At 33.9% G+C, this 14443-nt stretch carries 9 protein-coding genes; 8 read left to right on the top strand and 1 reads right to left on the bottom strand.

Annotation, left to right across the window (positions count from 1 at the left end; all coding sequences use genetic code 11):
* Positions 1 to 71: 71 nt before the first annotated feature.
* The 5 genes from E0F76_RS11865 (at position 72) to gatB/aspS (ending at position 7664) form a co-directional block, all read left to right on the top strand.
* Positions 72 to 1829: a TonB-dependent receptor gene (locus tag E0F76_RS11865; protein ID WP_132006098.1), complete on the top strand. Its 1758-nt coding sequence runs from the start codon at positions 72 to 74 to the stop codon at positions 1827 to 1829.
* A 115-nt stretch (positions 1830 to 1944) separates the two neighbouring features.
* Complete coding sequence (locus tag E0F76_RS11860; RefSeq protein ID WP_132006095.1) at positions 1945 to 2394, top strand: hypothetical protein; 450 nt, start codon at positions 1945 to 1947, stop codon at positions 2392 to 2394.
* Between the two features lie 266 nt (positions 2395 to 2660).
* Positions 2661 to 2930: an Asp-tRNA(Asn)/Glu-tRNA(Gln) amidotransferase subunit GatC gene (locus E0F76_RS11855; protein WP_181954044.1), complete on the top strand. Its 270-nt coding sequence runs from the start codon at positions 2661 to 2663 to the stop codon at positions 2928 to 2930.
* Between the two features lie 4 nt (positions 2931 to 2934).
* Positions 2935 to 4332: an amidase family protein gene (locus tag E0F76_RS11850; protein ID WP_132006092.1), complete on the top strand. Its 1398-nt coding sequence runs from the start codon at positions 2935 to 2937 to the stop codon at positions 4330 to 4332.
* Positions 4332 to 7664, top strand: coding sequence for a bifunctional amidotransferase subunit GatB/aspartate--tRNA ligase AspS (gene gatB/aspS / locus E0F76_RS11845; RefSeq protein ID WP_132006089.1), 3333 nt, complete (start codon positions 4332 to 4334; stop codon positions 7662 to 7664). Before E0F76_RS11850 ends, gatB/aspS begins: the two co-directional genes overlap by 1 nt.
* Before the next feature lie 121 nt (positions 7665 to 7785).
* Here the strand turns inward: gatB/aspS and E0F76_RS11840 are convergent, their stop codons facing one another.
* Complete coding sequence (locus E0F76_RS11840; RefSeq protein ID WP_132006086.1) at positions 7786 to 7992, bottom strand: hypothetical protein; 207 nt, start codon at positions 7990 to 7992, stop codon at positions 7786 to 7788.
* A 211-nt stretch (positions 7993 to 8203) separates the two neighbouring features.
* On the opposite strand from E0F76_RS11840, the gene gyrB reads away from it, so the two are divergent.
* From gyrB to secDF, 3 genes are all read left to right on the top strand, one after another.
* Positions 8204 to 10147, top strand: coding sequence for a DNA topoisomerase (ATP-hydrolyzing) subunit B (gene gyrB, locus E0F76_RS11835; RefSeq protein ID WP_132006083.1), 1944 nt, complete (start codon positions 8204 to 8206; stop codon positions 10145 to 10147).
* A 117-nt stretch (positions 10148 to 10264) separates the two neighbouring features.
* Positions 10265 to 11200, top strand: coding sequence for a malate dehydrogenase (locus tag E0F76_RS11830; protein ID WP_132006080.1), 936 nt, complete (start codon positions 10265 to 10267; stop codon positions 11198 to 11200).
* Positions 11201 to 11423: 223 nt separating this feature from the next.
* Positions 11424 to 14399, top strand: a complete 2976-nt coding sequence (gene secDF, locus E0F76_RS11825) for a protein translocase subunit SecDF (protein ID WP_132006077.1) — start codon at positions 11424 to 11426, stop codon at positions 14397 to 14399.
* Positions 14400 to 14443 lie beyond the last annotated feature (44 nt).

Here is a 14443-nt window from a genome sequence, read left to right as displayed (position 1 = left end):
TTTTTGCTTCTATAGTGTCATCTCGAGCGCAATCGAGAGAAGAGAATACTATCAAAATAAAACTTTACAATATGACAATCAATTTCAAAAATATAATTGCAATAATTTTACTCATTACGTTCCAATTTTCATTTGCTCAAAAAAAAGAGGAAAACATTGGGACTGAAGTAGTAAATGTGGTGAAACCGTATTCGCCAACTATTTCGGATGCTTTTAAAATAAAAGAAACTCCCGAATTGGACGATGAAGGAAATGCCCAAAAAGAAAAAATAAAATACACGATTTTTTCTTTTCCTGTAGCGTCCACTTTTGCACCATCTAAAGGAAAAGCCGAAGGTGTTGAGAAAGAAAAAAAAGCCCATTTGTATAATAATTATGCCACTTTTGGTGGTGGGAATTACGGGATTTTCAATGGTGAATTGTTTGTAAATCAAGAATTAAATAATAATGATTATGTGGGTGGAATGTTTCGTCATCTTTCGTCACAAGGCGGTATAAAAGGAGTGGAGTTAAACGATAAATTTTATGACACTTCCATTGATTTAACATATGGTATTCGTCAAAATAATTTGTACTGGAATTTAGATTTAGGATACCAAAATCAAATTTATAATTGGTATGGTTTGCCTGCTAAATTCGGAGGTACGTTAACTCCAAACGACAGGGAGAGTATAAGAAGGGGTATTAATCCGCAACAAAGTTATAACAATGTTTATATAGGAAGCAAAATTGAGCTTTTTGATGGTATTTTAAAAGAAGCAAGTGTAAAATTCAATCATTTTTCGGATAATTATGGTTCTGCGGAAAATAGATTTTTTGCCAAACCATCATTGGAATTTGACATCAACGATGTAGCTATTAAAACAAACATAATTGTAGATTATTTAGGCGGAAGTTTTGATAAAAATTATTGGAATACGAATACAAACCCAATAAAATATGGTTATACAAATATTGGGATTGTTCCAAGTTTTGTCTTAGATGAAGACGATTGGACTATACATATAGGAGCGGGTTTATTTTATAGTAAAGACATTGAAAATAGTAACAATAAATTTTTTGTTTACCCCCAAATTAATGCTTCCTATAAAGTCATTGGTGATTTGATGATTTTTTATGCTGGTGCCGAAGGGGAGTTGAAACAAAATACCTATTCCGATTTTGTTGATGTGAATCCGTTTTTATCGCCAACTTTAGCCATTATTCCAACAGACAAAAAATATGATATGTTTGCTGGGTTGAAAGGTAAAATAGTGGACAACGTAAGTTATAATGTGCGAGCTTCTTACTTGAACGAAAGTAATAAAGCTTTGTTTAAAAGCAATGATTACACCGAAAATAGTAACAATGAAAACTATGCTTTCGGAAATTCGATGAGTGTGGTTTATGACGATGTGAAAACCTTGAGTTTTTATGGGGAACTTAAAGCAGAAATAAATGATGTTGTCACTTTTGGTGTCAACGGAACTTTTAGTAGTTATACAAAAGGTTTTGAAGCAGAGGCATGGAATTTGCCTGCTGTCAAACTGAATTCAACATTAGATTTTAATATCACAAAACAATGGTATGCAGGTATTAATGCCTTTTATGTAGGGGAACGAAAAGACCAAAAAATAAATAAGGCATTGTCCACCTCGATTGATCAAGGTCCAATTACATTAGCCAGTTATTTTGATGTAAATGCTCATGTAGGATTCAATTATAGTGATAGATTAACTATTTTTTTAAGAGCCAATAATATTACGAATAAATCCTATCAAAAATGGATGGATTATCCAGTTCAAGGGTTTCAGATTGTATTGGGAGCGAATTATAAATTTGATTTTTAATTTTATTTATAAGCAAAGTTCACAAAGAAGGCACGAAGAACACAGAAAATAATTTTAAAACTTTGTGAACCTTTTGCATTCTTTGTGATCTTTGTGTTTAAACCTTTTTCAAAACATGACTTTCAAACAAAAAACACATCAATATTACCTTCAACTTGTCCAAGATAGAGTAGATGCTTTTCGAGATATGATTTCGGCTTTGACTGAAGATTCAAAAAACGATGCCAAAGGTTCTGCTGGAGATAAACACGAAACAGCGCTTTCTATGATGCACATCGAGCAAGAAAAATTCAATCATAAATTGAAGGAAGTTTTAGCTCAAAAAGCTATTTTAGATAAAATTGATTCGACTAAAATAACTAAAACTATTATTGTGGGTAGTTTAGTCACGGCCAATGGAATACACTTGTATTTATGTGCGGCTCTCCCTAAAATCACTATTGATGGAATTAATGTTATTGCCTTGTCGCCTCAATCGCCATTAGGAAATAAATTAATGGGGAATGCTGTAGGTTACGCTTTCGAGATCAATGGAACGAAGTATTTGATTGAATCTATAGAATAAAAAATCCGTTTTAATCTGTGTTGCTTCCATCTGTTTTATTCGTAAGCTATTTTTAATTATATCCAATAGGCTTGATATTAGTTTTTGTGCTTTCTCTATATTATTTCAACATAAAGCCGTATAAAACAAATATATTTAACAAAATGATCATTTATTAATCTTCATTACTATAGAGGACTATTGAAATCATTAAAAAAAAATAGGCTTCCCTGATAAACTTTCGTAAATTCGCACCCTTAAAGTTTGATCTAAAACGAAATAAAATTATGAGCAAAACAATGACAGTCGACATCTTGTCGAGTATTAAAGGAGCACAGCCCTCAGAGTCCGTGAACCAATTATTTGATGTAATTAAAAATGCACAACCATCAAATGAAAATGCTGTAAATAATGTCAATCATAATTACGTATCTGTTAGCGACTTAAGGGATGATGTTGTGGTAGAAAGTTCGGCTATCGAGAAACAACTCATTATAGAAAATTTCCCGAACAAGAAAAATGGTTTTTTAGTGGTTGCTAAAGTTATAGAAGGATAAAAAAATGGATTCTCAGATAAAAAAAATACACCAACAGTTGGTGTCAAAACAAATAACTTGTACTGCTTTGGTACAAGAAAAATTAGACTTACTTAAACAAAATACCTACAACTCTGTAAATTCTTTATTGGATACTTTGGCTCTAGATTTAGCCGCAAAAGTAGATGCAAAAATTGCAAATGGAGCAACAATAGGTTTGTTAGAAGGAATTCCTTTTGGAATTAAAGATGTGTATATGGTTCAAGGAACTTACACAACAGCAAGTTCTGATTTGTTAAAAAATTATAAATCGCCTTACACCGCTACTGCTATTCAAAAATTAATGGATGCGGGTGCGATCCCATTAGTAAAAGAAAACTGCGATAGTTTTGGTCACGGATCGTCTAGTGAAAACACCATTTTTGGTGCCGTCAAAAATGCAATCAATCCAGAATTAGTAGCAGGTGGTTCAAGCGGAGGTTCTGCGGTGAATGTAGCTAAAGAATATACCGTATTTTCTATAGGTGGAGATACTGGCGGTTCGATTCGTCAACCTGCGGGATACAATCATATTTATGGTTTCAAACCCACTTATGGAAGAATTTCAAGGTTTGGATTAATGGCGTATGCGTCTTCTACGGATTGTGTGGGGCCATTGGCAAAATCAATTGAAGATATCCGAATTGTACTAAATGTAATGAGTGGGAAAGATCCAAAAGATCAAACTTCAATCACTTCGTCAGAAATTAGTGAAGCTGCTATTGCAACTTCCGCTGTGAAAACAATCGGGTATTTCAAAAACTTTGTTGAAAGTGACGCTATTGATGCCCAAGTTAAATCTGATTTTTTAGTCACTATTGAAAAATTAAAAGTAAAAGGAATTGCAGTTAAGGAATTGGGTTTCTTTAAATCAGATATTTTAGTTTCGACTTATTATACTTTGGCTATGGCGGAAACGGCTTCTAATTTATCTCGTTTGGACGGGACTAATTATGGAAACCGTATTGAAGCAGAAAATTTAATCGAAACCTACGCTGTAACGCGTTCTGAAAACTTTTCAGACGAAACAAAACGCAGAATTGTAGGGGGAAACCAAGTTTTATCTCAAGGTTTCTCAGACGAAATATATTTAAAAGGTTTGGCTGTAAGAGATCAGATTTCGGAGAATTTCAGTAGAGATTTCGAAGAAGTAGATATCATTTTATCGCCAGTTACTCCAAATACACCTCCTAAAATTGGAGACAGCTTAAAAGATCCTTTGGCGATGTATTTGTCAGATGCTTACACGGTTGGATTCAGTTTAGGACAATTGCCAACGTTAACCGTGCCACAAGGGACAAGTACAGGACTGCAAATTACGGCAGCAAAAAATAATGATGAATTAGTCTTGCAATTTGCAAACTTCTTAAAAGATACACTATAATGGAATTGGAGCAATTAACTGCGGCATTAAAAGCCTACGATTTAGAATTGGTAATTGGACTAGAAACTCACGTTCGATTGAATACCAAAACCAAGTTGTTTTGTTCTTGTCCCAATCAAGAAATAGAAACACCTAACGAAAATATATGTTCTGTTTGTACGGGACAAATGGGTATTTTGCCTGCCTTAAATAAAGAAGCAATTACAAAGGCGATTTATTTTGGAAAAGCGGTGGATTCGTCATTTAGTAATGAGGTGATCTCTTGGGATAGAAAGCATTACGAATATCCAGACAATCCAAAAAACATTCAAATAACGCAATTTCACAATCCAATCATTCCTGATGGACATGTATCTTGCTACCGAAATGACGGTTCTCAATTTACAGTAAACCTAACGCAGGTTCATATTGAAGAAGATGCTGCGAAATTGGTACACGAAAAGAAAATTTCCTTAGTCGATTTTAACAAAGCAGGAGTGCCATTGATTGAAATTGTTACCGAGCCTTGTATCCGGAATATCGAAGATGCTTCGACTTATGCGCAATATATTCACCGTATTGTTCAAAACATCGGTATCTCTGAAGCGAATTTGGAAAAAGGAGAATTTAAATCGGATGTTTCAGTGTCTTTACGCAAAAAACACACTTATGATTTAAATCCAAGAACAGAAATCAAAAACTTGAACTCGTTTAAGTTTATGGTGGAAGCCTTGAAAGAAGAAGTAGAGAAACAATTCAATTATTTTATTGAAAACAAAGAGTTTAGACCAGATCAAACTACGGTTTTATGGGATGCTGATTTGAAGCAAACTAAAGTAATGCGTAAAAAGGAATTTGAAGCGGATTACCGTTTTATTTCGGAACCCGATTTGCCTTTTGTAAATATCAAAAAAGAAATCGAAGCGATAAAAGTGAATACAAGTGCGTTGCCGTTTGCTGTTGAATCTATTTTGATTAATGGAGGTGTTTTACCACAAGATGCCAAGTTTTTTACGGCAGATGCTTTGCGTTCTAGAACATTCGTCACTTTAAATAATGAAATACAAGATCCGTCATTCGTCGCTAAAACTTTGGCGAACAACATAAAATCGGAAGATTATTCTAAAATCCATAATATTGAACATTTAATAACCATTTTTGTCTTATTTAAAGCCGAAAAAATCACAGCGGTTTTAGTTCAAAATGCAATTGCTGGTTATTTGAAAGATCAAAATTTTGATTACAATAAATATTTTGCTGACAACACCATTTCTGAAGATAAAATCAGCGAAGTTATTGCGAAAGTAATTTCAGAAAATGAGGCTGTTGCCAATGAAATAAAAGCAGGTGACCAAGGAAAAGCAGGTATTCTTGTTGGGAAGGTTCTTGGAATTATTGGAAAAGGAGCCAACGGAAAAGTAATTCGTCAAATTATTATAGATGGTTTGGGTGCTGCAGCAATTTCAGAAAAAGAACAAGCAACTGAAAAAGTTTCAAAGGAAGTAATTGTAGAAAATAAAGAAATTCTAGAAGAAGCACTTCCTGAAATTCCGATCATTATAAAAGATACGTATAGAACGCATAAAATTTCGCAATTATCAGAAGAAAGCATCAATGAAGAGGTGCTTTTGTCTGGATGGATTGCAAGTGTACGTGACCACGGTGAATTGATGTTTATCGATTTGCGTGATTCAAGCTATGAAATTTTCCAAATCAATATTAGTAGAGAAACGTTTCCTAATATCGATGAATTAGTGAAATTGAAACCTGAATCGGTGATTTCAGTGAAAGGAATTGTGGTAGGTCGTAAGGAGGATGATTTTAATGCAGGTTTACGAACAGGTAAAATCGAATTGAAAACTTCAGAATTAGAGGTTTTAAACTTATCTAAAACTTTGCCTTTTGAAATAAAAAGAGCGGCAAAAACTAATGAGGCCTTGCGTTTTCAATACAAGTTTTTAGATCATAGAAATGAAGAAGTAAGAAGAGCAATCGTCAATCGTCATAAAGTAATTAAATTATTACGTGACATTTTAGATACGGAAGAATTCTTAGAAATTGAAACCCCAATATTAAGTGCTGGAACGGATGAAGGAGCACGTGAATTTATTGTCCCAACCCGTAAAGGTTCTGGTTTGTTTTATACGCTACCACAAGCGCCGCAACAATTCAAGCAAATGTTGATGGTGAGTGGATATGAGAAATATTTCCAAATAGCACGTTGTTTTAGAGATGAAGATTCTCGTGGCGATCGTCAGCCAGAATTTACTCAATTGGATTTAGAAATGGCTTATGCCAGTATGCAGCAAATTATCGATTTAAACACCAAAATGTTTAATGAAGTAGTGACTAAAATTTATGGTAAGAAATGGATTTTACGTCCTTTTGAAGTGATAACTTATAAAGACGCCATGGATTTCTATGGTTGCGACAGACCTGATTTGCGTTATGGATTAAAAATGCAAGACATTACGGCAATTGTAAAAGAAACAACTTTCCAAGTTTTTTCTAAACCAATTGAAGAAGGTGGAATTGTAAAATGCATCAAAGTTTCGGCAGCAGAACAAGGGGACAAACGTATGTCTAAAGGTCAGATCGAAAACCTTACGGCTATTGCACAACAGCATGGTTTGGGTGGATTGGCATATATTATTGTAAATGAAGACGAATTACAATCGCCAATTATTAAGTTCTTAGGCGAAGAAATTGCAGCTGGAATTATAAAAGCGACAAATGCGCAAGTGGGTGATATTGTGTTCTTTTCAGCAGCAGATTATGCTACGGCCAACAAAGCTTTGGATGCTGTTCGTCAGGAATTAAGTAAAATGTTACACTTAATTAATCCAAAAGAATTATGTCCTGCTTGGGTAGTTGATTTTCCAATGTTTGAAAAAACAGACGAAGGAAGATGGACGTTTACACACAATCCGTTTTCGATGCCTGCTATTTATGATTTGCAAAAACACATGAATGGAACTGATGAAGAAATTGGAACTATCATCGCCCAACAATACGATATCATATTAAACGGTTACGAAATTGGTGGAGGATCTGTTCGTGCACATAAATCGGAGATTCTGGAGGCAACGTATAGAAATATGGGTTACAACAAAGAAGAAATGATGCGAAGCGTAGGAACGATGTACAAAGCTTTTCAATACGGTGCACCACCACACGGTGGAATTGCGTGGGGAATTGATCGTTTGATGATGATTTTGGAGAAAAAAGCCTCTATTCGTGAAGTAATGGCTTTTCCGAAAACGGGATCTAGCGAAGATTTATTGTTTGGAGCACCATCAATTTTATCCGATAAAAAAGTTGAAGAAATGAATGTGAAGATTATGAGGAAATAATTTTTCAATGGCAATATCAATGTTAATATCAATGAGAAATTGATAAAAATAAAATTGTTCAACTAAGCTAATTTCCAAAACTGCATTTTAAATGTTTTGTTTTGGAAATTTTTCTTTTAAGTTAATTCTTATTTATAAATTGCTTTTTGGATTGAAATTGAACTTTGGTATTGCCTTTTATTTTTGTCATTGTCATTGCTATTGTCATTGCTATTGTCGTTGCTATTGCTATTGTCATCGCTATTGTCATTGCTATTGTCATTGCTATTGTCATTGCCATTGTCATTGCCATTGTCATTGCCATTGTCATTGCCATTGTCATTGCCATTGATGTATTGTTTTATTGCAGTTTTTTATCAGTATTTCCTTGAAATTGATTTTTGCTATTGACATTGTCATTGAAATTGATTTTCACCATTGAAATTCACACCTATTTGTTAATAACTTAACGACTTAAAGTAGGTTTTAAACCGATAAGTTAGGTCGGTTTCCTTATATTTGCGTGTTATACAAAAATTACATTTTTAGAATAAAAAAATATGAGCGAAGAAATTAATAAGAACAATTATTCAGCAGATAGTATTCAGGCGTTAGAGGGAATGGAGCATGTAAGAATGCGTCCTTCGATGTATATTGGAGATGTAGGGGTTCGAGGACTACATCATTTGGTTTATGAAGTAGTAGATAACTCAATCGATGAGGCAATGGGAGGTCATTGTGATACGATTCGAGTAGATATAAATGAAGATGGTTCTATTTCGGTAGAAGATAATGGACGTGGAATTCCAGTTGGAATTCACAAAAAAGAAGGAGTTTCCGCATTAGAAGTTGTAATGACTAAAATTGGTGCAGGAGGTAAATTCGATAAAGATTCTTATAAAGTTTCTGGAGGGCTTCACGGTGTTGGGGTTTCGGTGGTAAATGCGTTGTCAAACCATTTGAGAGCAACCGTTCATAGTAGTGATGGAAAGGTTTACGAGCAGGAATATGAAAAGGGAAAAGCACTTTATCCAGTAAAACAAATTGGAGAAACGACTAAAAGAGGTACGATTGTAACTTTTTATCCAGATCCTTCTATTTTTACTCAAACCATAGAGTATTCTTACGATACTTTATCGGCTCGTATGCGTGAGTTGTCCTATTTGAATAAAGGAATTACGATTACTTTTACAGATAAAAGAGAATTAGATAAAGAGGGTAATTTTGTTTGCGAAATCTTCCATTCAACAGAAGGATTGAAAGAATACATTCGTTATTTGGATGGAAATCGTGAGCCTATTATTGCACACGTTATTTCAATGGATAATGAAAAAGGAGAAATTCCAGTTGAGGTTGCCTTAATTTACAACACCAGTTATTCAGAAAATATTTTTTCTTATGTAAATAATATCAATACGCACGAAGGAGGAACGCATTTACAAGGTTTTAGAACTGGTTTGACTCGTTCTCTAAAGAAATATGCAGATGCTTCTGGAATGTTAGATAAATTAAAGTTTGATATTTCTGGAGATGATTTCCGTGAAGGTCTTACTGCAATTATTTCGGTAAAAGTGGCGGAACCTCAATTTGAAGGTCAAACTAAAACCAAATTAGGGAATAGAGAGGTTGTGTCGCCAGTTAGTCAGGCAGTTGGAGATATGATTGAAGCGTATTTGGAAGAAAATCCAAATGATGCTCGCATTATTGTTCAAAAAGTAATTTTGGCAGCTCAGGCGCGTCACGCGGCTAAGAAAGCGCGTGAAATGGTACAACGCAAAACCGTAATGGGTGGCGGTGGATTGCCAGGAAAATTGTCCGATTGTTCGGAACAAGATCCAGCAAAATGCGAAGTATATCTTGTCGAGGGAGATTCGGCAGGTGGTACAGCTAAGCAAGGTCGTGATAGAGCATTTCAAGCTATTTTGCCTTTAAGAGGTAAGATTTTGAATGTGGAGAAAGCGATGGTTCATAAAGTTTTTGAAAACGAAGAGATTCGTAATATTTTCACTGCATTAGGAGTGACTATTGGAACAGAAGAGGATTCTAAAGCCTTAAATATTTCAAAATTACGTTACCATAAAGTAATTATTATGTGTGATGCCGATGTCGATGGTAGCCACATTTCAACATTAATATTGACTTTCTTCTTCCGTTTTATGAAGGAATTGATAGAAGAAGGACATGTGTATATTGCAGCACCACCTTTATATTTAGTTAAAAAAGGAAATAAAAAAGAATACGCTTGGAACGATGATCAACGCGATCAAGCCAATGCAAGAATGGGAGGAAGTGCAGGTATTCAGCGTTATAAGGGTCTTGGAGAGATGAATGCCGAACAATTGTGGGAAACTACAATGGATCCAAGTTTCAGAACTTTACGTCAAGTGAATATTGATAGTCTTGCCGAAGCGGACAGAGTTTTCTCTATGTTAATGGGAGATGAGGTTCCGCCAAGAAGAGAATTCATTGAGAAAAATGCAGTATATGCTAATATTGACGCTTAGAAAAAGTTTAATTGGTTAACTGCTTAATCGGTTAATCGAAAAGAAGAATAAAAGATTAATCAGTTAAGCAATTAACCGACTAAACAAATAAACAAAACAACTATTAAATAAAAAAACATGAAAGTTACAATTGTAGGAGCAGGAAATGTGGGAGCATCTTGTGCAGACGTGATTTCTTATAGAGGAATTGCAAGTGAAGTAGTATTATTAGATATCAAAGAAGGTTTTGCTGAAGGTAAAGCTATGGATCTAATGCAATGCGCTACCAATACAGGTTTTAATACCGTAATTACGGGTGTTACTAATGATTATTCAAAAACAGCCAACAGTAATGTAGTGGTTATCACTTCTGGAATTCCAAGAAAACCAGGAATGACTCGTGAAGAATTAATTGGTATCAATGCAGGGATTGTAAAAACTGTTGCTGATAATGTATTGACACATTCACCAAATGCAATTATTGTAGTGGTTTCAAATCCTATGGATACAATGACTTATTTGACATTGAAAGCTACAGGTTTGCCAAAAAACAGAGTTATAGGAATGGGTGGAGCTCTTGATAGTTCTCGTTTTAGATATTATTTGTCTAGAGCTTTAGACAAGCCATCTAATGACGTTTCTGCTATGGTTATTGGTGGTCACGGTGATACTACTATGATTCCATTAACAAGATTAGCTTCTTACAATGGTATTCCAGTTTCTGAGTTTTTATCAGAAGAAGAATTGGCAAAAGTAGCTGCAGCAACTATGGTTGGTGGTGCTACACTTACTGGTTTATTAGGAACTTCTGCTTGGTATGCGCCAGGAGCTTCTGTTGCTTATTTAGTAGATAGTATCTTGAACGACCAAAAGAAAATGATTGCTTGTTCAGTGATGCTAGATGGCGAATACGGACAAAGTGATATTTGTATTGGAGTACCTTGTATTATTGGAAAAAACGGAATCGAAGAAATTCTTGACATTACTCTAAATGACGCTGAGAAAGAAAAATTTGCAAAAAGTGCAGAGGCAGTTATAAATATGAATGAAGACCTTAAATCGGTATTAGCATAACAATTTTTAAGTAAAAAAAGAAAGACTGCATATTTGCAGTCTTTTTTTTTGATATTAATCAATAAATAATTGGTTAATCTTTACGTTAATTATATATTTGCTCGGTTCATAAAGAAAGCCATACTTTTCATTTATTAATTTGTTAAAGAAAATGGAAATTATTGTCAATTTTATGAGAATTAAATGTAAAATAAATACAATAAATAATTAATTTTTAGTAATAATGCAGAATAAAGGACTTATTAAATTTTTCGCAATTCTATTTGCATTGGTAAGCATTTACCAACTTTCTTTCACTTTCGTTTCTAGTAAAATTAAAAATGATGCAAAATCATTTGCGGCTGGAAATTCTGAAAAAGAAGTAAAATATTTAGATTCCATAGGTAAAGAAAAAGTCTTTAATCTTGGGTTTACCAGTTTTACTTTTGATGAAGTAAAAGACAAACAAATCAACAAAGGTCTAGATTTGGAGGGTGGAATCAATGTGATTTTACAAATTTCGGTAAAAGACGTTTTGAAAGGATTGTCTAATAATTCGAAAAATCCAATTTTCAATAAATCTTTGGCTGACGCAACTGCAAACCAAAAAGGAAATCAAACTTATGTTGATGCTTTTTTCGAAGCGTTCGAGGCAAATTCTAAAGGGTCAGTAAAACTGGCTTCTCCAGATATTTTTGCAAACAGAACGATGCAAGGTGAAGGTGGAATTGATTTTCAAATGACGGATGCGCAAGCCCAAAAAGTAATCAAAAGAAAAGTTGACGAATCAGTTGATAGTGCTTTTGGAGTATTGAGAAAACGTATTGATAAATTTGGCGTAACACAACCTAATATTCAAAAATTAGGAGAAACAGGTAGAATCCTAGTAGAGCTTCCAGGAGCTAAAGATGTTGATAGAATCAAAAAATTATTACAAAGTACAGCTCAACTAGAGTTTTGGGAAACGTATAAAATTGATGAAATTGGTAACTTTTTAGTTGCTGCAAATGAGGCATTGAAAAAAACTGAAATTAATAAAGTTGAAACTAAAGTTGCAGTTAAAGATTCAATAAGTGCATTATTGACTAACGGAAAAGACTCTTCTGCAACAAAAAAAGGGAATAATCCTTTATTTGATAAAATCATTCAACAAGGTGGTGGACCAGTATTGGGAATGTTTTCGCCAAAAGATACAGCTGTAGTTGGTGGTTATTTAAGAAGAGCCGATATTAAAATTTTATTGACTCCAGAACAACATTATGCTAGATTTGTTTGGGGAAAACCAACAATTCTTAAAGATGCTCAAGGAAAAGAGATTGATGCAGTTGAATTATATGCATTAAAAGGAAATAGAGATAATGTTGCTTCAATGGGTGGTGGAGTTATTACTGACGCTAAAGATACTTTTGACCAGTTAGGAAAACCTGCTGTTTCTATGCAAATGAATGGTCAAGGAGCAAAACAATGGGAAGAATTAACAGGTAGAGCGTATACGCAAAAAAGTAACATTGCTATTGTTTTAGATAATATTGTTTATTCTGCTCCAGGAGTTACTAGTGGTCCTATCTCAGGTGGTAGATCAGAAATTTCAGGTTCATTTGACATCTCAGAAACTAAAGATTTAGCCAATGTTTTAAGAGCAGGAAAACTTCCGGCTGCAGCTGATATAATTCAATCAGAAGTAGTTGGACCATCCTTAGGTCAAGAAGCAATTGATAATGGAACTAATTCAGCCCTATTAGGTTTGCTTATAGTTTCACTTTGGATGATGGTATATTACGGAAAAGCAGGTTGGTATGCGAATGTTGCTTTGGCGGTGAATTTATTATTTTTATTTGGTATTCTTGCAAGTTTAGGTGCAGTACTTACTTTACCAGGTATTGCAGGTATCGTTTTAACAATGGGTACAGCAGTTGATGCGAATATTATTATTTATGAGAGGGCGAAAGAAGAATTGCGTTCTGGTAAGTCATTAGATGAAGCAGTAAAAGCATCTTATAGTTGGACAGGAGCAATGCGTTCTATCGTTGATGCAAACGTTACGCATATTTTAACTGGTGGCGTTTTGTTTATTTTTGGTTCAGGACCAATTAAAGGTTTTGCAACAACATTATTAATAGGTATTGTAACCTCATTATTCACTTCTATCTTTATTGCTAGAATCTTTATCGATTGGAGTATAAGTAAAAATAATAGATTATCATTTATAACAGGGTTCTCTAAAAATTTCTTCACGAATTTTCATTTTGATTTCTTAGGGATTAAAAAATGGACGTATGCCTTCTCTGCAATAGTAACTGTTATAAGTATCTTTTCTATTGTAACCAATGGATTTGACCAAGGAGTTGATTTCGTTGGAGGAAGAACATTCCAAGTGCGTTTTGAGAAACCTGTTGAAGTTGAAGCTGTAAAAGCAGATTTATCAAAAGTATTTGAAGGTAGTGCAGAAGTTAAAATTTTCGGTAACGACAACCAATTAAAAATTACTACAAAATACAAAGTACAAGAACACGGAAGTGAGGCTGATGAAGAAGTGAATAAATTGATGTATGAAAATTTGAAAAAATATTATTCAGATGGATTAACATACAATAAATTTGTAAATGCTTACGATGGAAAAAAATACGGTATCGTGCTGGCTTCTAAAGTAGGACCTACGATTGCAGAAGATATCAAAACCAATGCGTATTGGGCGGTTATTGGAGCGATGCTTATTGTAGGATTGTATTTAGTTATAAGTTTTAGAAAATGGCAATATAGTTTAGGAGCTATTGCAGCTGTAGTGCATGATGTAATTTTCGTCTTGGGGATTTATTCTTTATTCTATAAAGTCATGCCTTTTGGAATGGAAATTGATCAACATTTCATTGCTGCAATTTTAACAGTTATTGGATATTCAATGAATGATACCGTAATTGTATTTGATAGAGTTCGTGAATTTTTAGGCGATAAAACAAAAGCAAAAGGTGATTTTAATAGTATTGTAAACCAATCTGTTAATAGTACAATGTCACGAACTATTAATACTTCATTAACAATGATATTGGTATTGTTGATTATGTTTATTTTTGGTGGTGAGTCTATTCGTGGATTTATCTTTGCGATGCTTATTGGTATCGTAGTAGGAACTTATTCTTCATTGTTTATTGCAACTCCAGTGTTGTGCGATACAATGTCTGAAGAAGAACATAAAATAATTGAAAAAGAGCATAATGCTTAATTAATTTAGATATAAATTTTTACAAAAGACCCAATTTAATTTGG

This window comes from Flavobacterium cellulosilyticum (assembly GCF_004349355.1).
GTDB classification, from domain to species: Bacteria; Bacteroidota; Bacteroidia; order Flavobacteriales; family Flavobacteriaceae; genus Flavobacterium; species Flavobacterium cellulosilyticum.
This window is presented reverse-complemented; position numbering and strand designations above follow the sequence as displayed.